Annotated in this window: 26 protein-coding genes; 3 read left to right on the top strand and 23 right to left on the bottom strand. The window is 30.2% G+C overall.

From position 1 onward, the window contains the following. Positions 1–100: 100 nt before the first annotated feature. The 12 genes from murA to ACI48Q_RS13895 form a co-directional block, all read right to left on the bottom strand. A complete protein-coding gene (murA, locus tag ACI48Q_RS13950) occupies positions 101–1354 on the bottom strand; it encodes a UDP-N-acetylglucosamine 1-carboxyvinyltransferase (RefSeq protein ID WP_474919730.1) in 1254 nt (417 codons plus the stop codon). A gap of 28 nt (positions 1355–1382) precedes the next feature. After that, positions 1383–2075, bottom strand: coding sequence for a hypothetical protein (locus ACI48Q_RS13945; protein WP_474919729.1), 693 nt, complete (start codon positions 2073–2075; stop codon positions 1383–1385). 334 nt (positions 2076–2409) lie between these two features. Continuing rightward, positions 2410–2583, bottom strand: a complete 174-nt coding sequence (locus tag ACI48Q_RS13940) for a hypothetical protein (RefSeq protein ID WP_474919728.1) — start codon at positions 2581–2583, stop codon at positions 2410–2412. A 241-nt stretch (positions 2584–2824) separates the two neighbouring features. Then, positions 2825–3226, bottom strand: a complete 402-nt coding sequence (gene atpC / locus ACI48Q_RS13935) for an ATP synthase F1 subunit epsilon (protein ID WP_474919727.1) — start codon at positions 3224–3226, stop codon at positions 2825–2827. A gap of 35 nt (positions 3227–3261) precedes the next feature. Next, a complete protein-coding gene (gene atpD / locus ACI48Q_RS13930) occupies positions 3262–4656 on the bottom strand; it encodes a F0F1 ATP synthase subunit beta (protein ID WP_474919726.1) in 1395 nt (464 codons plus the stop codon). Between the two features lie 28 nt (positions 4657–4684). Further along, complete coding sequence (atpG, locus tag ACI48Q_RS13925) at positions 4685–5545, bottom strand: ATP synthase F1 subunit gamma (protein ID WP_474919725.1); 861 nt, start codon at positions 5543–5545, stop codon at positions 4685–4687. 29 nt (positions 5546–5574) lie between these two features. After that, complete coding sequence (gene atpA, locus ACI48Q_RS13920) at positions 5575–7092, bottom strand: F0F1 ATP synthase subunit alpha (RefSeq protein WP_474919724.1); 1518 nt, start codon at positions 7090–7092, stop codon at positions 5575–5577. A 36-nt stretch (positions 7093–7128) separates the two neighbouring features. Then, positions 7129–8181, bottom strand: coding sequence for a F0F1 ATP synthase subunit delta (locus tag ACI48Q_RS13915; RefSeq protein WP_474919723.1), 1053 nt, complete (start codon positions 8179–8181; stop codon positions 7129–7131). 1 nt (position 8182) lies between these two features. Continuing rightward, entirely contained in the window at positions 8183–8662 is a 480-nt protein-coding gene (locus tag ACI48Q_RS13910) for a F0F1 ATP synthase subunit B (protein WP_474919722.1), read from the bottom strand. A 75-nt stretch (positions 8663–8737) separates the two neighbouring features. Then, on the bottom strand, positions 8738–8986 hold the full coding sequence (gene atpE, locus ACI48Q_RS13905) for an ATP synthase F0 subunit C (RefSeq protein ID WP_474919721.1): 249 nt from the start codon (positions 8984–8986) through the stop codon (positions 8738–8740). Between the two features lie 67 nt (positions 8987–9053). Further along, positions 9054–9731, bottom strand: a complete 678-nt coding sequence (locus ACI48Q_RS13900; RefSeq protein ID WP_474919720.1) for a F0F1 ATP synthase subunit A — start codon at positions 9729–9731, stop codon at positions 9054–9056. A gap of 882 nt (positions 9732–10613) precedes the next feature. Then, entirely contained in the window at positions 10614–11102 is a 489-nt protein-coding gene (locus ACI48Q_RS13895; protein WP_474919719.1) for a deoxycytidylate deaminase, read from the bottom strand. 641 nt (positions 11103–11743) lie between these two features. Here ACI48Q_RS13895 and ACI48Q_RS13890 point away from each other — a divergent pair. Next, on the top strand, positions 11744–12292 hold the full coding sequence (locus tag ACI48Q_RS13890) for an NADH peroxidase (RefSeq protein ID WP_474919718.1): 549 nt from the start codon (positions 11744–11746) through the stop codon (positions 12290–12292). A 42-nt stretch (positions 12293–12334) separates the two neighbouring features. On the opposite strand, the gene upp is transcribed toward ACI48Q_RS13890, so the two are convergent. The 10 genes from upp to ACI48Q_RS13840 form a co-directional block, all read right to left on the bottom strand. Continuing rightward, complete coding sequence (gene upp / locus ACI48Q_RS13885) at positions 12335–12964, bottom strand: uracil phosphoribosyltransferase (protein WP_474919717.1); 630 nt, start codon at positions 12962–12964, stop codon at positions 12335–12337. An 18-nt stretch (positions 12965–12982) separates the two neighbouring features. Further along, on the bottom strand, positions 12983–13432 hold the full coding sequence (rpiB, locus tag ACI48Q_RS13880; RefSeq protein ID WP_474919716.1) for a ribose 5-phosphate isomerase B: 450 nt from the start codon (positions 13430–13432) through the stop codon (positions 12983–12985). A 67-nt stretch (positions 13433–13499) separates the two neighbouring features. Then, positions 13500–13952: a low molecular weight protein arginine phosphatase gene (locus ACI48Q_RS13875; protein WP_474919714.1), complete on the bottom strand. Its 453-nt coding sequence runs from the start codon at positions 13950–13952 to the stop codon at positions 13500–13502. A 20-nt stretch (positions 13953–13972) separates the two neighbouring features. Beyond that, positions 13973–15022 carry an L-threonylcarbamoyladenylate synthase gene (locus ACI48Q_RS13870; RefSeq protein WP_474919713.1) on the bottom strand — a complete coding sequence of 350 codons (1050 nt, stop codon included), beginning with the start codon at positions 15020–15022 and terminating at the stop codon, positions 13973–13975. Between the two features lie 147 nt (positions 15023–15169). Beyond that, positions 15170–15898: a ZIP family metal transporter gene (locus tag ACI48Q_RS13865; RefSeq protein WP_474919712.1), complete on the bottom strand. Its 729-nt coding sequence runs from the start codon at positions 15896–15898 to the stop codon at positions 15170–15172. Positions 15899–15936: 38 nt separating this feature from the next. Next, the gene (locus ACI48Q_RS13860; RefSeq protein ID WP_474919711.1) at positions 15937–16530 is read right to left on the bottom strand and encodes a hypothetical protein; all 594 of its coding nucleotides are present in this window, start codon (positions 16528–16530) and stop codon (positions 15937–15939) included. A gap of 34 nt (positions 16531–16564) precedes the next feature. After that, positions 16565–17644: a peptide chain release factor 1 gene (gene prfA, locus ACI48Q_RS13855; RefSeq protein WP_474919709.1), complete on the bottom strand. Its 1080-nt coding sequence runs from the start codon at positions 17642–17644 to the stop codon at positions 16565–16567. Positions 17645–17852: 208 nt separating this feature from the next. Then, a complete protein-coding gene (prmC, locus tag ACI48Q_RS13850; protein ID WP_474919708.1) occupies positions 17853–18704 on the bottom strand; it encodes a peptide chain release factor N(5)-glutamine methyltransferase in 852 nt (283 codons plus the stop codon). 14 nt (positions 18705–18718) lie between these two features. After that, positions 18719–19627, bottom strand: coding sequence for a DUF1385 domain-containing protein (locus tag ACI48Q_RS13845; protein WP_474919707.1), 909 nt, complete (start codon positions 19625–19627; stop codon positions 18719–18721). A 121-nt stretch (positions 19628–19748) separates the two neighbouring features. Further along, positions 19749–20345, bottom strand: coding sequence for a thymidine kinase (locus ACI48Q_RS13840; protein ID WP_474919706.1), 597 nt, complete (start codon positions 20343–20345; stop codon positions 19749–19751). A gap of 191 nt (positions 20346–20536) precedes the next feature. Between ACI48Q_RS13840 and ACI48Q_RS13835 the strand changes: the two genes are divergently transcribed. Both ACI48Q_RS13835 and rpmE read left to right on the top strand, forming a co-directional pair. Continuing rightward, positions 20537–21088, top strand: a complete 552-nt coding sequence (locus ACI48Q_RS13835) for a cupin domain-containing protein (protein ID WP_474919705.1) — start codon at positions 20537–20539, stop codon at positions 21086–21088. A gap of 231 nt (positions 21089–21319) precedes the next feature. Continuing rightward, entirely contained in the window at positions 21320–21529 is a 210-nt protein-coding gene (gene rpmE, locus ACI48Q_RS13830; RefSeq protein ID WP_474919704.1) for a 50S ribosomal protein L31, read from the top strand. 197 nt (positions 21530–21726) lie between these two features. Here rpmE and rho read toward each other — a convergent pair whose 3' ends face one another. Continuing rightward, positions 21727–23205 (bottom strand): transcription termination factor Rho, encoded by a 1479-nt coding sequence (gene rho / locus ACI48Q_RS13825; protein WP_474920181.1) that lies wholly within the window; start codon positions 23203–23205, stop codon positions 21727–21729. Positions 23206–23529 lie beyond the last annotated feature (324 nt).

The raw sequence follows: 23529 nt of genomic DNA, 5'->3' as shown, positions 1-23529 counted from the left end.
CTTATAAAATCACATGTATCATTTATATTATATGTTCTATCTAAATATTCATCTCCTATAAAAAATACTCAAAAGCTACAAAGCTTTTGAGTATTTTTTATCATATTCTTCTTATATCTACACCTAAGTCTTGAAATTTCTTCTCTATATTTACATATCCTCTATCTATATGATAAACATCTTCGATTATTGTCTGTCCTCTTGCATTTAATGCGGCTAAAATCAAACCTGCACCAGCTCTTAAATCAGTTGCTTTAACCTCTGCTCCAGTAAACTCTCGAACACCTTCTACTATGGCACTTCTACCATCTATTTTTATATTTGCACCCATCCTTATTAATTCTCTTACTTGCATAAATCTATTCTCAAATATGGTTTCTGTAATCACGCTAGTTCCCTGTACTTGTGCTAATAAACTCATTATTTGAGATTGCATATCTGTTGGAAATCCTGGATACGGAAGAGTTATAATATCTACTGGTTTCAAATCTACATCACCATCCACTACCATAACCCCTTCACATATAGTTATTTTAACACCCATTTCTGTAAGTTTCGCTATTACAGGTTTTAGATAAGCTTCATTTATGCCATGTATAGTTATCTTACTCTTAGTTATAGCTGCTGCAATCATAAAAGTTCCAGCTTCTATCCTATCAAATAATGGTGTATATTCTATATTGTTTAATTCTTTCACTCCATCTATAATTATTCTATCTGAACCCGCACCACTAACTTTAGCTCCCATTAAATTCAAAAAATTAGCTAAATCTATAATTTCAGGCTCTTTAGCTGCATTCTCTATCACCGATATACCATCAGCTAAAGTTGCAGCCATCATAATATTTTCTGTAGCACCAACTGATGGAAAATCTAAATATATATTATTTCCTTTAAGTTTTCTTACTTTTGCTTCCACATATCCATGACCTTGATTAATATCCGCTCCTAGAGCTCTTAATCCCTTTAAGTGTAAATCAATAGGCCTTGCTCCTATATTACACCCTCCTGGAAGTGAAATTTTAAATCTTCCAAATCTAGCAAGCATTGAACCCATCACTAAGAACGATGCTCTCATTCTTCTTACCAGTTCATCATCAACGCTAATGTCGCATAAATTACTAGTATCTATTTTTACTAAATTGTTTCCACTATCTATATTCACATCTGCACATAGGCTCTTTAAAACATCACATAAAACAAAAACATCTTCAAGCATAGGTGTATTCTTTATGCTACATCCACCATTACTCAATACTGAGGCTGCAAGTATTGGTAATACTGAATTTTTTGCTGAACTTATGTTTACTTCCCCTGATAATTTATTATTTCCTTTTATAATAAACTTACCCATCTTCATCCTCCAAATTAAATGCTATTACTCAATACGCTAAGGTTATTTCAGGTGATCCCATTATTAAATAGCATCCTGAAGAATAATCAACTAATGCACATTGAAAATCAATATCAGTACCGAATATATTCTTTTTATTATATAAACCAGTATCTGCCAATATACTATATCCATTATAAATTTTCGCAGTATTGATATTTTGTGATTTACTTACACTAAGTGTATCTAAAATTAGATCCTTATATTCATCTACGGTTCCTTTTGAAACTTTAACTTTGATACACTGTGAATATTCTATGCTATTATCAATATAGGATAAAGCATTTGAAATTTTTACCTTAAGCTTTTCTAAATTAGAATACTCTAAGTCCGAACCTCTTTCTATGATGGAAACTTTCCCCATCAATTTTTCTTGCATATGGTAAAATTCAATTTTCCCATCATACTTTTCATTAGTAAAGTCTATAGTAATCACCCTATCATTCTCAGTTATTTCATAATTAACCTTACCAAAATCAAAATTTATTCTATCTAATAAATCCATATATATATTCTTATCATTATCATTACTATAAAATTCTGCACTTACGTTACACTGTTCTATTTTACCTTCCATATCATTTATTAGTACACTAAAAATATCTGTGTTTGGTTTTACATAAAATATACCTGAGGTAAGAACTATTACAATGATATTAATAATAATTCTGTGCAATCTCATACTATATTCCCCCTCTCCTATTTTCAAATTATTTCCAAATGCATCCGTATTATTCACATTTGAAAGTTAAATATTCGAAAGAGAATACATACTTATTTATGTTTATACTATAATATATAATATTTTCTTGAAATTGTTCTTAACCTATATGTAAATTTTAATATATGAAACTCTTTCCTATTATTTAGGCTACAAATATTAAAAGATTTTCATGTTAAATTTTTATAATTTTAATATTTAACTATATAAAAATTAACCTAAGTTAATTTGAGCTAACTTAGGTTTCTATACTTTTTATTATAATTATTAATTTTAATCTATCTTCATCAATACTCTATTTATTTTTTTTATCTGGATAATTCAACCCCTTTTCTACCTTTTCTAAATAATTTGTTTGATTTACTATGTTCTCTTCAAAGCTTTCCACAGCACCTTTTGTATAACCCCCAATTTTATGCACATCTAACCCACTTAAATTATTAGTATTACTTTTAATATCCTTTTTCATATTAAAGGCCTCCTTAGGTTTATTTTATAAATTACTTATTAGTGAAGTGCAAACCTTAGGTTGCAGTGAAATGTACCCTAGGCACAGAGAATTGGCTTTGCCAGAGAAGTGAGCGATTATCTGCAACCTAAGGTTGCACTTCACTAACCAAATTGCATAGCAATTTATTTATATTATTCCAAAAAACAAAAAAATCATGTTAGTTATAAACTTACATGATTTTTTTATATACATTTTATATCTAATCTACTATGCTTAATCTTCCAATAGCTCTATATAATGCATATTGGGCTCTTTTTAAATCTGTATCTGGTGATTTTTCTTTCAGTCTTTGTTCAGCCCTATGTTTTGCATTAAGAGCTCTTTCTTTGTCTATTTCACTAGGCCATTCTGCAGCATTGCATAATATAGTTACTTGGTTTTTATTTACCTTAATTACTCCATCAGAAGTAAATACATGCTTTTTATCTCCAGCCACATCCTGGAAAGTTGTTTTGGTTGGTATTAATACTGATAACATTGGCCAGTGATTTGGTAAAATTCCTCTCTTACCATCTGTAGTTTCACAGTTTAAAGAAACTACATTTTCTGAATATAATTCTCTATCTGGAGTAATTATTTTTAAATGAAATTTATTGTCCATGATATATCACTTCCATTCCAAGCATACCTTAATAACTATTCCATCATAGTCTTAGCTTTTTCTATAGCCTCTTCTATGCCACCTACAAATAAAAAAGCTGCTTCCGGTAAATTATCATGTTTACCTTCTAATATTTCCTTAAATCCTCTAACTGTTTCTTTAACTGAAACATATTTACCCTTTATTCCAGTAAACTGTTCTCCAACTGTAAATGGTTGTGATAAAAATCTTTGAACCTTTCTAGCTCTGCCAACCACCAATTTATCTTCTTCTGATAATTCATCAATTCCTAAGATAGCTATAATATCCTGAAGCTCTTTATATCTCTCTAATATATGCTTAACATCTGTGGCTATCTTATAATGTTCCTCTCCAACAATTCTTGGATCAAGAACTCTAGATGATGACTCAAGAGGATCAACAGCTGGATATATTCCAAGTTCAACTATAGCTCTAGAAAGAACTGTAGTTGCATCTAAGTGAGTAAATGTAGTCGCTGGTGCTGGGTCAGTTAAATCATCGGCTGGTACATAAACAGCTTGCACTGATGTAATTGATCCATCTTTAGTTGATGTAATTCTCTCCTGTAATGCTCCCATTTCTGTAGCAAGTGTTGGTTGATATCCAACGGCACTAGGTATTCTACCTAATAATGCTGAAACTTCCGAGCCTGCTTGTGTAAATCTAAATATATTATCTACAAATAATAATACATCCTGGCCTTTATCTCTAAAGTATTCCGCCATAGTAAGTCCAGTTAAGGCAACTCTCATCCTAGCTCCAGGTGACTCATTCATTTGACCAAAAACTAATGCAGTCTTATTTATAACTCCAGATTCAGTCATCTCATTGTATAAATCATTACCTTCTCTAGTTCTTTCACCTACACCTGTAAATACAGATAGTCCACCATGCTGTTTAGCTATGTTATTTATTAATTCTTGTATAAGTACTGTTTTTCCAACTCCTGCTCCTCCAAATAGTCCTATTTTTCCACCTCTTTGGTATGGAGCAATTAAATCTATTACCTTTATTCCAGTTTCAAACATTTCTGGTTCTACAGACTGTTCTTCAAAAGTTGGTGCTGATCTGTGAATTACATATTTATTATCATAATCAACATCACCTTTTTCATCTTTAGGATGACCTAAGACATTGAATAACCTTCCAAGTACTGCATCACCTACAGGCACCTCTATAGGTCTACCTGTATCTATTGCTTTAACGCCTCTTCTTAAACCTTCAGTGCTCTCCATTGCAATTGTTCTTACAATATCGTCACCTATATGTTGTTCAACTTCCGCAATTATAACTCTACCATCCATCTTAATCTCTATAGCGTTATAAATGTTTGGAAGAAAATCTGTGTCAAATTTTATATCTATTACAGGTCCAATAATTTGAACTACTTTCCCTACAGGTCGTGACATAATAAACCCTCCAAACAATTTTACTAAATTACTTTTGAGCTTGAGCTCCACCTACAATTTCGGATATTTCTTGTGTTATAGCACTTTGTCTAATTCTATTATAGGATAAATTTAATTTATTTATTAATTCATCAGCATTTTTAGTTGCATTTTCCATTGCTTCCATTCTATAACTTTGTTCAGAAACTTTGGCATTAAGCATAGAATTTAATACCACCCCATTGAAATAAGGCTCAAGTAATTTTTCTAATAGCTCTTCTTTGTCTCCCTCTAACTCAAAGTCACTATTAGATTTATCTAAATCCGTGACTTCTTCTTGAACAAGTGGTAACAATTGAATTGTACATGTTTTCTTTGTTAGCTGATTTATAAATTTTGTATAAACTAAATCTACTTCTCCTACTTCTCCTCTTAAGAACATCCCTGACGCATGCCTAAATATAGTAGAAGCTTCCTTGATAGTAGGCAAATCTGGAATTTCTACATATTCAGCAACAGTTTCATATTTATGTTTTTTTATTAATAACTTTCCTCTTTGTCCTACCATTAATATATCGTAATTACTTCTATCACCATGTATAGTTTCTATAAGACTCTCAATAATATTATTATTATATGAACCACAAAGCCCCATATCTGAGGTTATAGCTATTAACAACTTTTTACTGCTATTATTACCCTTTAAATACACATTATCAACAGATAATGATGGGACAACCTCATTAACTATTTCCTTATATGCATTAAAATAATTATTATTGCTATATAGCCTAGTCTTTACCTTTCTAAGTTTAGATGTTGAAACTAAGCTCATAGCCTTGGTAATTTTCTTTGTGTTTTTTATAGATTTCATTCTTCTTCTAATATTTACTAATCCTGCTGCCCCCATGTTTTCCACCTCCTGTAAAACATAGTTGCTTAGCTAATTCCCTGCAAAAATGTTTGCTTAAATTCACTTATTACTTCTTTTAATCTAGATTCTATTTCATCATCCATTACTTTTTTATCATCTATTAAATCTAAAATATCTCTATGGTAAATATCGATGAAATCTAAAAATTCTCTTTCAAACATTCTTATTTTATTTACTGGTATATCTATTAAGAAATTATTTACTCCACAATAAAGTATGATAATTTGCTTCTCAACAGGCATAGGTTCATATTGGTCTTGTTTTAATATCTCTATCAACCTCTTACCCTTTTCAAGTCTTTTTATAGTTTCTTTATCTAAATCAGATCCAAACTGAGCGAAATTAGCAAGTTCCCTGTATTGTGCTAATTCAATTCTTAATGTAGATGTAACTTGTTTCATAGCTTTAATTTGGGCATTACCACCAACTCTTGAAACTGATATTCCTGCATTTATGGCAGGTCTTTGTCCTGAATGAAATAAATCTGCTTCTAAGAATATCTGCCCATCAGTTATAGATATTACATTAGTTGGAATATATGCTGTTACATCTCCTGCTAATGTTTCTATGATTGGCAATGCCGTTAAAGACCCTGCCCCTAAATTATCTGAAAGCTTTGCTGCCCTCTCTAATAATCTTGAGTGAAGATAAAATACATCTCCTGGATAAGCTTCTCTACCTGGCGGTCTCCTTAGTAATAGTGACATGGTTCTATATGCTACTGCATGCTTAGATAAATCATCATATATAATAAGTACATCTTTACCTTTATACATGAAATGCTCTCCCATACTACATCCCGCGAAAGGTGCTAAGTATTGTAGTGGAGCAGATTGAGAAGCTGTTGCGGCAACTACTATAGTATAATCCATAGATCCCATTTCATTTAATGTATTAACTATATGTGCAACAGTTGATTGTTTTTGACCAATTGCTACATATATACATATTACATCTTTACCCTTTTGATTAATGATAGCATCTATAGCTAATGCTGTTTTTCCTGTCTGTCTATCTCCTATTATCAATTCACGCTGGCCTTTACCAATAGGAATCATAGAATCAACAGCTTTAATTCCTGTTTGCATAGGACTCTTAACTGATTGCCTATCTATAACCCCTGGAGCTTCTACTTCTACAGGTCTATATTCTGTAGCTCCAAGAGGCCCTTTTCCATCAATAGGATTTCCTAACGAGTCCACAACTCTACCTATTAGTTCTTCACCTACTGGAACTTCTACTACTCTTCCTGTTCTCTTTACTATGTCACCTTCTCTTATACCTTCTTCAGACCCAAGAAGCACACATCCAACATTATCTTGCTCAAGATTAAGAGCCATTCCATAAACATCGTTAGGGAACTCTAACAACTCTCCTTCTAGGCAATCATCTAGGCCATAGACTCTAGCAATACCATCACCAATTTGGATAACAGTTCCAGAATCTATAGTGTTCATATGACTTTCATATCTTTCTAATTCTCTTTTTATTATTGATGTTATCTCACCTGGTTTTATGTGCATTTTTTCACCTCTATTTCTACAACTAACTTAATTACCTTAGGATAAATCTCTTTTATAGTTTCTAAGCTTAGTTTTTAGCGTACCATCAGTTATGTCTTCACCTATTCTTACAAGTACTCCTCCAACTATGGTTTTGTCAATCTCCTCGGTAATAATTATTTTTCTATTATAAAATTTTTCTAATGCATCTATAAGTTTTTCTTTCTGATTAATATTTAATGATATTACAGTTTTGATGTGAGCATTTAAAGTTTTATTCTTGTCATAGGAGTTAACATATGGCTCTTCATATGAACATGACTTAGGTTTCCTATTTTCCCCTTCATCCTTCATAAGCATTATTTTATTTCTATCCATAACGTCATTTCCAATAACAACCTTTATATCATTCACTATATTAGAATCTAGTATTTGTTTTACTATGATGTTTTTATTATAAAACTTAACTAGTATATCCTTTAGTTCTTCTACTTGCTCATAAGAAAGTGGCCAACTTGTAAATACTTCTGCTAATAAATCTTTCCTCATTTGAACAAAATTATATCTACTTCTTCCGCTTCCTTCAGATAAGTCCTTAAACTCTGTAAGTTTATTTTTTATTGACCCATCTATTACATCGCTACCTACTCTAATCATCAAACCCCCAATTAATTTAGGGTCTATTTCTTCTTGCAATATAACCTTCTTTTTGTACATATACTCTAATTTGTCTTTTAGTTTTTCTCTTTGTTCTGATGATAGTGAAATAACAGTTTTAACATTAGCAATAACAGTATTATTATTTTCCAAATGTATTAATTTAAATTGCTCATATTTTTCCTTTAAAAACAGTATTCTTTCTCTATCAATAAGTAATATTAGAAAATTTAACAATTCTTCATCAATTTTTCCTGAAAAAATCTCTTTGAATATTCTCTTTTTTGCAGATTTACTTATTTGAGGATGCTTAATTATTTTAACAAGTCCTTCATTATTAGCTAATCCGTTTACAATACCCTCAAATTCTTCCATAATCTTGTCGATTTTTCCTTTTTCTTGACAAGTTTTGTATAAGGCAAGCGCATACCTTCTGTCTAAAAATTCATACATGTTAACTACCTACCTTGGTTATAAAGTCATCAATAAGTCTCTTATGTTCCTCTTCATTTATTTCTTTCTCTAATGCTTTTTCTGCAAACTTCATAGATAAATTAATAATTTCTGATTTTATCTCTTTTTCAGCTTTTTCTTTTTCTCTTTTTGCATCTAAAATAGCTCTCTGACGAATATTTTCTGATTCATCTTTAGATTTTTTCACAGTTTCATCATAAACTTTATTTGCTTTGTCTTTATAAGACTCTACAAGGTTTATGCCTTGCTCTTTATATTTTTTAAGATTAACTTCATGTTCTTTTCTTAGCTGTTCTGCTTTTTTCTCTTCTATGTCAACCTTTTTCAAAGCGTCCTCTACCTCTTTTTTTCTGCCATTTATTACGCCTAACGTCTTTTTAAATACAAACTTTTTTAATATAAGATAAAATATAAAGAAATTTATAATTGACAATATAATAACCTGAATATTTATTTCCATATTTATTCTCATTCACTAACTTATATAAATTAGTAATAAAGAGGTTTCACCTGCCCTTCACACCATTCTAAAATCCTAACCTTTAACTCCAAATAGTATTAATAATAAGCCTAATAAGAATCCATAAATAGCTGTAGCCTCTGATAAAGCTCCCCCTATAATTAATGCACTCATTATTTTTCCACTTGCCTCTGGTTGTTTAGCAATACTTTCTACTGCCTTACCTGTTGCATTTCCTGTTCCAATTCCTCCCCCAATAACTGCAAGTGCTGCTATTCCTGCTCCAATTGCTGACATTCCTGCTATAAAAGCTGCTGATTCCATATTAATATTCCTCCTTAAATTTTTCACTAATTCTTAAATTTATTATTACTTTAAGCATCTTAAATTATTAATGCTCAGATATAATTTTAATATTAATCATACTCAACATTACAAATATGATCATTTGAATTGCACCATCAAATACATCGAAATAAAAATGAAATGGAAGTGGTATCCCTATTCCAGCTATAGTACCTATCCCCGTTAACAGCTCATATAAGAGCTCCATAATCATAGTTGCTGCAAATATATTACCAAACAACCTCAGACTTAATGAAATAGGTAGCATTATTCTTTCCATAATATTTATTGGTAATAACATAGCTACCGGGGATGCATAGCCTTTAAAATATCCCCATAATCCTAACTTCTTAATAGTATATCCTTGAATAACTAAAAATGTTGTTAAACCCAACCCTAGTGTTACACTAAAGTCTGCTGTAGGTGGCTTAATACCAAATAATCCAACCAGATTTAATAAAAATAAATATAATCCCAAGGATCCTATATATGGTACAAACTCTGCCTTACCTTCACCCATGTTCTCTTGTACAGTTTTTTCTATAAATTCTACAATTATTTCTACTACACTTTGCACTTTTCCTGGTACTTTTTTTACACTTCTACTGTATAAGACTGCTAAAATAAATGAAATAGCTATAATTACCCACTGAACTATCAGACTTAATGTGGCCTCAAATTGAAATCCAAATATATTTAATGGATATCTAAGTGCTTCATGCATTTTCTCACCTCTTTCTTTCCTTCAAATTTAAACGTACTCCATACATAACAATAGATCCTATTTGTGCTGTGTATCCAATTATATATATGAAAAAATTCAATTCATTATTTTTTATAATGATTATTGAAGTTATACACACTAAAAGTATTCTAAACATATGTCCTAATATACTTAATATATTTTTAAACATTCCTCTTTTAAGTAATAAAAATGTAATACAAGCGGAATTTATTAAAAAATTAACATATGCATGAAATATCCCCAGTAAAAAAAACAAACTGGAATTACCTATTACTAAATAAAGTATAGTTGTAATAGTTATTCCAACGCTTAAGTCATATTTCCCTATTTTTTTTAATAAAGACCTGTCGATTTTACTCAAATTATAGTCCTCTGCTTTCATTACTTAATCTAATTATACATCTTAAATAACTTTATTAGAAATCTGTTATTAGTCTAAAAAAGCCTATATAAATATATACAGCATAATTTAAGCGAAATTGTATAGCATTTATTCTCGTTTTCTCTGTATTATTCATCTTTTCTATGTGTATAACGTTTTTCTTGTACATTATTCATATTTTCCCAAAATCAGACTATTCTAACATATCCTAATAATTTACTTTTACATTTATCATTTTAGAATATTTCATTTTAAGTACCTAAGTTATCTATGTAAATGTTTAATTTGAAAATAAAACTATAAATAACCTTATTTAATTGAATATTTAATAATATTATTTATTTTTTTAACATTTAAATTTGAATTTCATGAAACTGATTTATTCATTTTTTTTTACTTATTCTATTGTTTTCAACAACTTATTTAAATTGAGTCTTAAATTTATCTAAATCAAGCGTTAACATAACTCTTTATATCTACTAATATCCACCATTTCCTGATAATGAATCATCATCTTTTACCCATTGACTTACAATAATGTGTCTATATTCCGTTGCAGTATCTCTAATTATTACTCTATCTATTCCAGCATTTATTATAAATCTTTTGCATAATGAACAAGGAAATGCGTTTTTTACCAACTCATTATTTTCTTTTTCTTTTCCCACTAAATACAAAGTGCTGTTTAGCATATCCTGTCTTCTAGCTGATATTATGGCATTTTGTTCTGCATGAACAGATCTACATAATTCATATCTAGTTCCTCGAGGTACGTTTAATTCTTCTCTTCTACACTTTCCTAAATCTGAACAATTAAGCCTTCCTCTAGGTGCTCCTGTATATCCTGTTGCAATTATTTCATCATTCTTAACTATGATCGCTGCAAAATTTCGCCTTAAACAAGTTCCTCTAGCCAATATGCTTTCACATATATCTAAATAATAGTTATCTTTATCAATTCTATCCATAGTTCTTCCCCCATTTTTCTACTTATATTATATACATTAATAAAGCCCTCAATACCTCGCTTACTATTATAAATACAATTCATCATTTCTTAAATATACCTTTATTGACACTACTAACATTATAAGTATAATATATACTTACCTTAAGAAAATGTCTTTAACATATATTTTGACTTTAACATATATTATATAATAAAACTAAATATGAAGCCATGATTCCTATAATAATACACAAAAAAAACATGTACCTATATAATCTAATATTAATATTATAAACTTCTAATTAATGTAGCATTAGATATGCCTATAGTCTTTAACTTCACTTAAAATTACCGCTCTAATTTCTTTCCTATTAATATCATTATTTTAAGATAATAAAGATTTTCTTACATTATATATCCTTTCAAATGTACTTTTTTAATATTATTAGAATTAATAAATATAAAGATTGAAGATATAATAAGCCAGAGCATTCTTAAAAATTACTATTTTTGATACACGAAAATTATTTTAAAAAATAATATTTTTCTCTTGATAATTATTATTTGTTGTTGTATAATAAAGACATCGAGTGAGAGAACAAACAGGCTCTAAAAATTAAGAGAGTTAAATAAAAAGTTATTTTAAGGAGGAATTTTAATATGAAAAAATTTGTATGTACAATCTGTGGTTATATTCACGAAGGAGAGGTAGCTCCAGATTTCTGTCCAGTATGTAATGCTCCAGCTAGCAAATTCATTGAAAAAACAGAAGATTCTTTAGCTTGGGCTGATGAACATAGAATAGGTGTTGCTAAAGATGTTGATCCTGAAGTTATAGAAGGTTTAAGAGCTAACTTCGTTGGTGAATGTACAGAAGTAGGAATGTACTTAGCTATGAGCCGTCAAGCTGATAGAGAAGGATATCCAGAAGTTGCTGAAGCTTATAAAAGAATAGCATTTGAAGAAGCTGAGCATGCATCCAAATTTGCTGAATTATTAGGAGAAGTTGTTGTTGCTGACACAAAAACTAACCTTCAAATGAGAGTAGACGCTGAACATGGTGCTTGTCAAGGTAAAAAAGATTTAGCTACTTTAGCTAAAAAATTAAACCTAGATGCTATCCATGATACAGTACATGAAATGTGTAAAGATGAAGCAAGACACGGAGCTGCATTTAACGGATTATTAAACAGATATTTTAATAAATAAGAAATAGAAGGCTATATGCCTTCTATTTTTTTATTTTATTAGTTATTTTGTTCCAAACAACCTATCTCCAGCATCACCAAGTCCTGGAACTATATATCCATGATCATTTAATTTTTCATCTACTGAAGCTAAATATATATCTACATCTGAATGAGCATCCATAACTGCCTTTACTCCCTCTGGAGCTCCAACTAGACACATAAGTTTTATACTCTTAGCCCCTCTTTTTTTAAGAGCACTTATAGCATCTATAGCTGATCCTCCTGTAGCAAGCATCGGGTCAGTTACTATTATATCTCTCTCTGCTATGTCTTGAGGTAACTTACAAAAATACTCTACTGGCATTAATGTTTCTTCATCTCTATACATTCCTATATGCCCAACCTTAGCTGCTGGTATAAGTTTTAACATTCCATCAACCATTCCAAGTCCTGCTCTTAGTATTGGTACTATAGCGACTTTTTTTCCAGCCAACATCTTACATTTTGTTTTACATATAGGAGTTTCTATTTCTACCTCTTCTAATTGCATATCTCTTGTTACTTCATAAGCCATAAGCATAGCTATTTCTCCAACAAGCTCTCTAAAGTCTTTAGATCCTGTATTTTTATCCCTTATAAAGGCTAACTTATGTAATATTAATGGGTGTGCAATTTGTGTAACTTTACTCATATTAATTATTCCTCCAAACTATTTACTATATTTTTTTTCTATATCAGTTATTTTATTTACTCTTCTTTCATGTCGAGTTCCTTCAAACTCACTAGAAAGAAATGTATCTACTATATCTAAAGCTAATCCACTACCTACAACTCTTTCACCTAGGGCTAGTATATTGGCATCATTATGTTGCCTTGTGGCATGGGCACTAAAAGTGTCTGAACATAGCGCAGCTCTTACCCCTGGCACTTTATTAGCAGCTATACTTATACCTATACCAGTTCCACATATCAATATGCCAAAATCAAAATTCTTTTTGACTACCTCTTCTCCAACTTTTTCTGCATAATCTGGGTAATCACAAGATTCTTCTGAATAGGTTCCGAAGTCTTTAACCTCTATGTTCTTTTTCTCTAAATGTGCTATAACTTCTCTCTTAAGCCTTAACCCTCCATGGTCGCTTCCTATAGCTATTTTCATACTAAATACCTCCATAAGAAATTTAATGTTAAAATATGATTATATATAAAAAAAAAGATAACAGTAGCTAAATACTAGTATCTTTTTTTAACTTATCAATAAGACAAAGAATGTCACCTTTTAACATTTTAAATGTCTCTAAATAAACACTCTCATCTCTTCCGAAAGGATCTAAAACATCCCCTTCTTTTCCGATGAATTGTCTTAATATATTAACTTTTCCGTCGAATTCTGAAAATTCACTAATGATTACTTCTTTCATATATGCTGTCATTGTAATTACTAAATCTGACTCTATAAGCATTTCTTCTGTTAACTGAACAGCCTGTCTATTAGAAATGTCAATATTCATTTCACGCTTTAATATAGATGCAGTATTTCTAGAAGTTCTAGAATAAGGGACGATAGATATACCTGCTGATTTTACTTCTAAATCATGTATATCAGAAAGACTTCTTAGAATCTCTTCTGCCATGTTACTTCTGCAAGTATTTCCTGTACAAACAAACAATATTTTCATACCTATCTCCCTCCATTTAATCATACTTCAACTATATCAAATCCTGCACTTTTCTTTAATCTATTCATTATAGCAGTCCCAATATGTTTTTCCTCAAAGGCTTCACATAGAATTATATCTACATCTAAATTATCAAATCCTCTAAGGACTTTAAATAAATTTTTACCGATACTATCTATATCTTTTCTAGTGCCTAAAGATACTACTATTCCATTATTATAATAGTTTATAGTTTCATCTGTAGCAATTATACCTACAGCTTTTCCGCATTCTATATAATTTAACACTATTTTATTGATTTTTGCAATAGTTTTATCAATATCTCCCTTTATAATTTTTACTGGTGCTTTTGGAGCATAATGTCTGTATTTCATTCCAGGAGCCTTTGGTTTAAAGTCCCCTTTAGGTTTAGATAAGATTGATGGGTCAATATAAACTCTCTCATCTATTTCTTTAAGCATTTCTAAAGTTATTGCTCCAGGCCTTAAAATACATATAGGGTTTACTGTACAGTCAACTATTGTAGATTCCACACCTACTACACTGTCCTCTCCACCTAATATATAGTCTATCTTTCCACTTAAATCCTCCATACAACCATTAACATCTGTAGGACTAGGCCTTCCTGATATATTGGCAGAAGGTGCAGCTATAGGAACTCCAGAGGCCTTAATTAACTCTCTAGCAATATCATTATCAGGCATTCTTATACCTATAGTTGATAATTTAGCACTAGTAGTATCTGGTATTATAACATTTTTTTTCAATATTATTGTTATTGGTCCTGGCCAATACTTATCTATTATTTTTTTAGCTGGAGTAGGTATACTAGTAACATATTTCTCTATATTACAATCTCCTACATGAATTATTAGCGGATTATCTTGAGGCCTTCCCTTTGCTATAAATATTTTTTTTACCGCCTCTTCGTCTAATGCATTTGCTCCTAACCCATATACAGTCTCTGTAGGAAACGCAACAAGTCCTCCATTCTTTATAACCCTTCCCGCTTCATCTATTATATCTTTATTTATGTCATTTTCATTTAATATGCTAACCTTTGTTTCCATACTAATCCCCCTATATTAATTTCCAACTGAAGATTTAAAATCAAAGATGAATGTGAAAATCTCAAAAATTCTATTCTAAAATACTATTAAAACTTTCTTTGGAGCTGTATTAATAATTCCATATTCTAAATCTAAAATTTCAAATTATTAAAGTAAGTGAATCATTATAAAACCAAAAATAACACCTACTAAAATCCAAACTGCATTTTTACTATCACTATACAATTCATTGCTTTCAGGTAACATTTGTCCGAAGGCCACATAAAGCATTACCCCACTAGCAAAAGCAATACTATATCCTAAAAATAGTGATGATATAGTATTTAAAGCTATCCCAATCCAGGCGCCTATAGCTGTAGGAAGTGCAACCAAAAATCCATACCATAATATTTTATACCATTTTTCTCCCGATGCAATAAGAGGAGCAACCATTGCTATTCCTTCTGGTATATCATGTATAGAAATTAATACACTCATTCCTATTCCTAGTTGAGCCTCCTTAACAAAGCCAAACCCCATAATAACTCCTTCTGGAAAGTTATGAAGCATGATTCCTAATGCCATTAAGAATGCAACCTTTCTGTGATTACTTGAAGTAACATTAGTTCTCCTCATAATGAATTCTAAGACTCCAATGACTATGATTCCTAATATTGTTACTGCCAGGGTTCTAATAAATCCTATATTGTATAACGCCTCAGGAATAAGCTCTAAAAATATAATAGCTATAATTATACCCGTAGCAATGCTTAATAATGTTCCCAAAGACTTATTTGAAGGATTCCTTAAGGATATTCCTATAAGACATCCCAGTATTGTACCAATTAAAGAAACTATACCGGAAAAAACCCCTATATTTAAAATTGTACTATTCATATTTTTCTCCTTTTAAAATACTCTTAGTAACAATTTATTTATCTTTTGCCCGCTTTATTCTCTTTTATAAATTCTTTAATATTTTCTATAGCATTCTCACTAAATGTAGCTGCTAAACAGCTTCTAAATAAAGTATGAAGAAGGAAGTGTTTTTTCACTCCACCTCGCCGTATTATTAAGTAATAATAATTTCTATTTCCAGGCAGTTTTATTTTATTATATAAATTATCTAATCCTTCATACTTAGTTATAGTCTTATCTGTTAACATCCTAATTCTCTTATTCCTAAAGGTTGAAGTAGTTATAATCATTATGTCAAAATATTTTTCTTGCGGTATTGCATGTACTGCAACTACCTTCTCAGAGTTTAATTTATATTTTACCCTTCCCATAAGCACCGATATACTTATCTTATCTCCATTGACACTAAACTTTAAATAGTCATCATTAAATCTAGCAATAATGGCTAATAAGATTAATAATTCTAATATACATAAATATATAATAAAAAATATATTAAAAGTTTTACTTAAATACAATATAATGGGCAATAAAAGAAAAATAAAGCCCATTGAGAGCATAAATCTTTTATAAGATTTCCTTTGCTTCCGTAGGACTTTATCAAATTCCATAAGTACACCCTCTAACTAAAGAATTTTATAGTTATTATTCATTACTATTTCCCATAGCTTTCATCTTTTCAGCTTGATCCGTAGTTATTAATCCATCTAACATTTCATCAATATCCCCATCTAGGAATGCTTCTAACTTATATAAAGTCAATCCTATTCTATGGTCTGTAACTCTTCCTTGTGGATAGTTATAGGTTCTTATTCTTTCACTTCTATCTCCAGTTCCAACCTGACTCTTTCTATCTTCAGCAATTCCTTTTGATCTTTCTGCTTGTGCTAATTCAAATAATCTTGCTCTTAATATTTTAAGTGCCTTTTCTTTATTCTTCAACTGAGATTTCTCATCTTGACATGAAACAACTAACCCTGATGGTAAATGAGTCATTCTTACTGCTGAATCCGTTGTATTAACACACTGACCACCGTTTCCAGATGCTCTGAAAACATCTACTTTAATATCATTCATATTAATTTCTACATCTACGTCATCTACTTCTGGAAGCACTGCTACTGTAGCTGTAGATGTATGAATTCTACCACTTGATTCAGTATCTGGAACTCTTTGAACTCTATGAACTCCACTTTCATATTTTAGTTTACTATAGGTTTTATCACCTTTAACCATAAATACTACTTCTTTAAATCCACCAATATCTGTTTCATTAGCACTCATTATCTCAACTTTCCATCTATTACGCTCAGCATATCTTGTATACATTCTAAATAGGTTTGCTGCAAATAGAGCCGCTTCATCTCCACCTGCCCCTCCTCTTATCTCGATGAATACATTTTTATCATCATTAGGATCCTTTGGAAGCATCAATATCTTTAGTTCTTCTTGATAAGTTTCACAATTTTGAGCTAATCTTTTTATCTCCTCTTGAATCATTTCTCTCATTTCTCTATCTGATTCTTCATTAAGCATTTCTTTATTAGATTCTAACTCATCCTGTGAATTTTTAAATTCCCTATATTTTGTAACTATAACCTCTAATTCTGCATGCTCCTTGCAAAGCTTTTGCCATTCTTTTTGATTAGCCATTACACTAGGGTCACCTATTTTGTTTGATAATTCGTCATATTTATTTTCTAAAAAATCTAATCTTTGTAACATATCTATAACACTCTCCGCTTTTTCAATTATCAATGTTCAATACTCAATAAAGGCTAAAATTTCTTTATCATAATCTCTTTAAACCATCCTCGGAGTTTTCTCCTAATAAATCATTGATAATTGAGCATTGTTCATTTATTACTTAATTCTTTACATCATTTCATTATACCATAAAAATCTCTATTTTCAATTTTTGTCTTAAAAAAATTTATGGTAATTTTCCCACTACTACCCTTGGATTCCCTGCTAGATCCTTTAATGCATATATATCTAAAAATCCTTCTCTATTCATGATTTCTTTGACTTCATCTTCTTGATCATGACCAATTTCAAAAGTTAAATATCCACCAGGAAGTAAAACTTCTTTACTTTGAATCGTTATATCTCTATAAAAATTCAAGCCGTCATCTCCTCCACAGAGAGCTATGAAAGGTTCATAACTTTTAACATCCTCCATTAATGTAGGAATTATTTCTGTTTTTATATATGGTGGATTTGATACTATTATATGAAACTTTAAGTTATCTTCAATAGCTGTAGCAAATAAGTTACTATATGATACTTTAGCTTTATCTTCTAGTTCAAGACCTATTATATTCTCCTTGGTTACCTTTAGTGCAATATCACTTATATCATAAAGCCAGATTTCACTATTTTCTGTATAGTTAGCTATAGAAAGCCCTATTGCACCACTACCACAACACATATCGCACACATATTTAAGCTTATTTTTATTAATTATCTTAATACATTCCTCCACCAGTACTTCCGTGTCTGGTCTAGGAATAAGCACTCCTTCTTTAACCTTGAAATTAAGAGCCATAAATTCGCAATTGCCCAATATATATTTTATTGGCATTTTATTTTTTCTCTTCTCTATCAACTGAAGAAATTCTCTCTCCTTGTCATAATCTACATATTCATCTCTATTTAATATTAATTGTAGTTTTGACATGTCTAGAACTTCACATAAAAGCAATTGAGCATCAATCATATAACTTTCTATATTCTCTTCTTTTAATATATCATAAGCCTTAGTTAATAATTTTCCTATTTCCATTTTACCCTCTTCTTCTATTCTAACCCTTCTGCTGTTTTTAATGCCTTTATTGCAACTTCTAACATTTCTAAATTGGGTTCTTTTGTCGTTAATTTCTGCAGACATATACCTGGAGCCGCTATGATTTTTGATATACTACCATTATTATTGCCAAGCCATTTTATAACTTCATAAGTAACTCCTGATACTACTGGTAATAATATTATTCTTGATATTATTCTCTGCCATACTGATTGCCATCCAGTAAATGAAAAAATAATTATACTTATTACCATAACTAAAAATAAGAAATTAGTGCCACATCTCGGATGAAATCTTAGGAATTTGGAAGCATTCTCTGGTGTAAGTTCTTTTCCACTTTCATAACAAAAAATTGCCTTATGTTCTGCACCATGATATTGATAAACTCTACTTATGTCTTCCATTTTTCCAACCAAATAAACATAACCAATAAATATACACACCCTAATAATTCCCTCTACTATATTTAAAATTATAGAATGTGAAGTTACATAGGTTTTTATAAAACTTGTTAAAAGGGTTGGTAATATAAAGAAAAGCAGAACTGCTAATGTCATGGAGATAACTAAAGAGATACCCATAATTATACTGCTCCCCTTTCCCTTAAAGGTCTTATCAAACCATTTATCAAATTTTGAAGGTTCACTATCTTCTTCCTCAAAAAACGATGCTGAGAATTCTAAGCTTTTCATTCCTATAGTAAGGGACTCTATAAGAGATATGAACCCTCTTATTATTGGCAATCCCAAAATCTTATTCTTTTTTACTATGCTTACATACTTTTCTTCTTTTACTTCGATTGTTCCATTTGGAAGTCTAACCGCAGTAGCCATTCCTTTAGAGCCCCTCATCATGACCCCCTCGATAACCGCCTGTCCTCCCACGTTATATTTTTTTTTCATTCACCAACACCTACTTTATGATTTAAATTTATACCATTTTATTTAATGACTAGTTTTAAAATTTTACCGTATCAAAAATATATTTTCAACAGACAAATAATACTCAAACTTAATAATATCTCTATCCATTGTTATATTCATTCCTGTATTTATAATAACAATCTCCGCATAATGACTCATACTCTACATTATCTTCATTATCTATAGCCACTTGATCTCCTTCAAAAACAAATTTTCCATTTATTTTTCTACCATTTAATATAGCTTTTCTGCCACAGTTACAAATAGTTTTCAGCTCTTCTAGGCTGTGAGCTAATAAAAGCAGTCTTTCACTTCCTTCAAAGCCCTCCATTTGGAAATCTGTTCTTAACCCATAGCATATTGTAGGAATATTTAATATAATAGCAATATTAAATATCTCATCTATATGAGTCTTTTTGAAGAATTGAACTTCATCAGCCAGAATACAATCTATTTTCCCATTTTTATCTATATATTCTTTTACCTCTTCAAATACATTTTCTTTGTCACTTATAAGTAAATCAACTTTTCTTGTAACTCCTAATCTAGATACTATTTTATCTCCACCTTTAGTATCAGTCTTAGGTTTTATTATGATAACTTTCATTCCTCTTTCTTCATAATTATGAGCTACTTGTAATAGGCTAGTAGACTTACCGCAATTCATTGCTCCATATCTAAAATATAATTTACTCATTTTAACCTCCAAAGTTGTTTCATTTAACTATAAACCTATTTTATTAAAAAAGTTTCTATTAAGCAAATTAATATTTAAGAGTTATAACAAAATAAGAGAAAAGGGTCTATGAAAATTAGTATATTTATAGTAAAATTTTAGCATAAACTTTTTTATTAATTTAATTTTAAAGTTAGCTAGGAGGAAATATATTGAACGTTAAAATTGGGAATAGAGTGAAAACTTTAAGAAAGTCTTTAGGAATGAGTATTGTAGAGCTTTCTAATAAAAGTGGTTTAAGCACAGGAATGATTAGTCAAATTGAACGAGAACTTGCTTGTCCTTCTGTTGATTCACTATGGAGAATTGCCCAATCTTTAAATGTTTCCATAGGATATTTTTTTAATGAACAAAGCAACATAAATAAAAATCCTGTAGTAAGAAAAAATGAACGTAAAGCTCTTAAAATGTCACCATCAAATCATCTATATGAACTTCTTTGTCCTGACTTAAATAAGAGGATTGAATTTTTACATATAACTTTAGAACCTGGAAATGCTAACGTGGAAAAACTATTAAGCCACGAAGGAGAAGAATGTGGTGTTGTTATAAAAGGAACTTTATTAATAAAATATGGTGAGCAAGAATATATTCTAAATGAAGGTGATAGCATTTATTTAGATAGTACATTACCTCATAGATATATAAATATAGGTAATGAGACTAGTATATCTGTTTGGGCTATGACTCCTCCGAGCTTCTAATAAGGAAAAATACATGTAGCTACAACATCTTGCTATCTGTATTTTATTACTCTTACGAAACTCAGATATTTTAACAGTAATATTGTTTAAAATATCTGAAGGCCCATCAAAAACCAATCAGACACAGCAATTAATCCTCTAGTAATATTATTGACTCTCTATTATGTATATGTTATAATTTAGTGGTTGACAGTACGGATATATATGTTATTTCGAAAGAGGTGAAAAGATATGCAAGAAGGATTACATCCAAATTATAATCATGATACAGTTGTTAAATGTGCTTGCGGAAACACTTTTACAACTGGTTCTGTTAAATCAGAACTTAAAGTTGAAATCTGCTCTAAATGCCATCCTTTCTTTACTGGTAAACAGAAGATTGTTGATGCTGGCGGAAGAGTTGATAAATTCATGAAAAAATTCAACCTTAAAAGCGAATAGTCATATATATTTAGGTTATGGAGAAGATGTTATATCTTCTCCTGCTTTTATTTAAGGGTTTTTTTCATTCTATCGCTTTGCTATACTATAAATAAAAACCTAGTTAAGAATTGAACTTATATCAATTCTTAACTAGGTTTTTAATGCAAATTTGGAATGAAGATAAAAGAGTTTTATCTTCATTTCTGTATTAAAAATTATCTAAGCATATCTATATTTTTACTCACTAAATCAAAAAATTCATCATTGCTCTTAGTTTTAGACAATAATCCCAAAAGCTTTTCTGTAACAGCTTGAGGATTTCCATCTCTATACATTATTTTTCTAATATTATAACTCACTTCTAACTGTGTTTTTGTTAAAAGTAATTCTTCTCTACGAGTTCCTGATTTATAGATATCTATAGCTGGGAATATTCTTCTTTCTTGAAGTTGTCTATCTAAATGAACTTCCATATTTCCAGTACCTTTAAATTCCTCAAATATCATGTCGTCCATTCTACTTCCTGTTTCAACTAGTGCTGTAGCAAGTATGGTCAAACTTCCGCCTTCTTCTACATTTCTAGCTGCTCCAAAGAATTTTTTAGGCATGAGCAATGCACCTGTATCAAGCCCACCTGATAAAGTTCTTCCAGTTCTAGTAATAGTCAAATTATATGCTCTCGCAAGTCTTGTTATACTATCTAATAGTATTATAACATCTTGTCCTTGCTCTACCATTCTCTTAGCTCTTTCAAGCACCATAGATGCAACCTTTGCATGATGTTCTGGCTCTTCATCAAAAGTAGAATACACTACATCTCCTTGAATAGATCTTTGCATGTCTGTTACTTCCTCTGGCCTCTCATCTATTAAGAGTACTATAACTTTAATTTCTGGGTGATTATCAGTTATACTATGTGCTATATTCTTTAGCAATGTAGTTTTTCCAGCCTTTGGTGGCGCTACTATAACTCCTCTTTGTCCTTTTCCAATTGGGATTATAATATCCATAAGTCTTTGAGATAAATCTTTACTATCACGAGTTTCTAATCTTATCCTTTCTGTAGGATATATTGGAGTCAATTTTTCGAACGGGACTCTCCCTATGGCTTTTTCTGGATCTTCACCATTTATCTTTAAAACTTGCAAAAGAGCTTTATATTTTTCTCCCTCTTTTGACATCCTAACCTTACCTTCAACCTCATCTCCTGTTTTAAGGTTAAATCTCCTAACTTGAGATATAGAGACATATATATCTTCGCTTCCACTTAAATAATTATTCATTCTAAGCAACCCAAAATTGCCGTTATCACTTAATTCAAACACACCTTTTGCAGTATCTGATTCATTTATTAACAACTTAAGTTTTTCTCTTTTTTCTTCTTGAGTCTGTATTTTTTCTTCTTGCATTATTTGTTGAGCATCCTCACTATTCTCTTCCATTTTTTCTTCTGTTCTACTCTCTACATTTTCTTCTGTTTTAATTTCTATCTTTTTCTCTATAGTATCACTGACCTCATTTGTAACTTCTCTTAATTGTTTTGGTGCAATTTTTTCCCTTAATACAACTCCTGATTTTTCTATTGATACAGGAGAAACTCTCTCAATTTCTAATATTAATTCTACTTTTTTAAACTTTGAAATATTCTTAATACCTAATTCCTTAGCAATCTCTTTCAATTCAGAAAGATTCATGCTATGTAAATCCTTTTTATTCAAAGTGTATCACCTCCAAATTTATAAAATACTTAAATCATGGGAAATTCATATACATCAATTAAAAATTTGTTACACATATACATGTAAAATAAGACAGCGTTATTATTTGATTTCATTAAGATATGACTTATTTACTTAAGTGTTAAACTTATTTTTAAACTACATACAAAGTTAAACTTAATTATATCAACCGATTATGCTTATTCCTTATATAGTAAATTTAATGATATAATTATATATAATAAATACCTATCTATCAATAGCTTAACTTCATATAAATTATTTTCATAAATTTTATTT

Source organism: Clostridium sp. LXY-7, from assembly GCF_056172015.1.
Note: the sequence above shows the minus strand (reverse complement) of the source record. Positions and strands in the feature narration are given on the sequence as shown.

Excerpts from the sequence above, each read along its gene's own strand:
- murA (WP_474919730.1), bottom strand. The coding sequence starts at position 1,354 with ATGGGTAAGTTTATTATAAAAGGAAATAATAAATTATCAGGGGAAGTA.
- ACI48Q_RS13945 (WP_474919729.1), bottom strand. The coding sequence starts at position 2,075 with ATGAGATTGCACAGAATTATTATTAATATCATTGTAATAGTTCTTACC.
- ACI48Q_RS13940 (WP_474919728.1), bottom strand. The coding sequence starts at position 2,583 with ATGAAAAAGGATATTAAAAGTAATACTAATAATTTAAGTGGGTTAGAT.
- atpC (WP_474919727.1), bottom strand. The coding sequence starts at position 3,226 with ATGGACAATAAATTTCATTTAAAAATAATTACTCCAGATAGAGAATTA.
- atpD (WP_474919726.1), bottom strand. The coding sequence starts at position 4,656 with ATGTCACGACCTGTAGGGAAAGTAGTTCAAATTATTGGACCTGTAATA.
- atpG (WP_474919725.1), bottom strand. The coding sequence starts at position 5,545 with ATGGGGGCAGCAGGATTAGTAAATATTAGAAGAAGAATGAAATCTATA.
- atpA (WP_474919724.1), bottom strand. The coding sequence starts at position 7,092 with ATGCACATAAAACCAGGTGAGATAACATCAATAATAAAAAGAGAATTA.
- ACI48Q_RS13915 (WP_474919723.1), bottom strand. The coding sequence starts at position 8,181 with ATGTATGAATTTTTAGACAGAAGGTATGCGCTTGCCTTATACAAAACT.
- ACI48Q_RS13910 (WP_474919722.1), bottom strand. The coding sequence starts at position 8,662 with ATGGAAATAAATATTCAGGTTATTATATTGTCAATTATAAATTTCTTT.
- atpE (WP_474919721.1), bottom strand. The coding sequence starts at position 8,986 with ATGGAATCAGCAGCTTTTATAGCAGGAATGTCAGCAATTGGAGCAGGA.
- ACI48Q_RS13900 (WP_474919720.1), bottom strand. The coding sequence starts at position 9,731 with ATGCATGAAGCACTTAGATATCCATTAAATATATTTGGATTTCAATTT.
- ACI48Q_RS13895 (WP_474919719.1), bottom strand. The coding sequence starts at position 11,102 with ATGGATAGAATTGATAAAGATAACTATTATTTAGATATATGTGAAAGC.
- ACI48Q_RS13890 (WP_474919718.1), top strand. The coding sequence starts at position 11,744 with ATGAAAAAATTTGTATGTACAATCTGTGGTTATATTCACGAAGGAGAG.
- upp (WP_474919717.1), bottom strand. The coding sequence starts at position 12,964 with ATGAGTAAAGTTACACAAATTGCACACCCATTAATATTACATAAGTTA.
- rpiB (WP_474919716.1), bottom strand. The coding sequence starts at position 13,432 with ATGAAAATAGCTATAGGAAGCGACCATGGAGGGTTAAGGCTTAAGAGA.
- ACI48Q_RS13875 (WP_474919714.1), bottom strand. The coding sequence starts at position 13,952 with ATGAAAATATTGTTTGTTTGTACAGGAAATACTTGCAGAAGTAACATG.
- ACI48Q_RS13870 (WP_474919713.1), bottom strand. The coding sequence starts at position 15,022 with ATGGAAACAAAGGTTAGCATATTAAATGAAAATGACATAAATAAAGAT.
- ACI48Q_RS13865 (WP_474919712.1), bottom strand. The coding sequence starts at position 15,898 with ATGAATAGTACAATTTTAAATATAGGGGTTTTTTCCGGTATAGTTTCT.
- ACI48Q_RS13860 (WP_474919711.1), bottom strand. The coding sequence starts at position 16,530 with ATGGAATTTGATAAAGTCCTACGGAAGCAAAGGAAATCTTATAAAAGA.
- prfA (WP_474919709.1), bottom strand. The coding sequence starts at position 17,644 with ATGTTACAAAGATTAGATTTTTTAGAAAATAAATATGACGAATTATCA.
- prmC (WP_474919708.1), bottom strand. The coding sequence starts at position 18,704 with ATGGAAATAGGAAAATTATTAACTAAGGCTTATGATATATTAAAAGAA.
- ACI48Q_RS13845 (WP_474919707.1), bottom strand. The coding sequence starts at position 19,627 with ATGAAAAAAAAATATAACGTGGGAGGACAGGCGGTTATCGAGGGGGTC.
- ACI48Q_RS13840 (WP_474919706.1), bottom strand. The coding sequence starts at position 20,345 with ATGAGTAAATTATATTTTAGATATGGAGCAATGAATTGCGGTAAGTCT.
- rpmE (WP_474919704.1), top strand. The coding sequence starts at position 21,320 with ATGCAAGAAGGATTACATCCAAATTATAATCATGATACAGTTGTTAAA.
- rho (WP_474920181.1), bottom strand. The coding sequence starts at position 23,205 with ATGAATCTTTCTGAATTGAAAGAGATTGCTAAGGAATTAGGTATTAAG.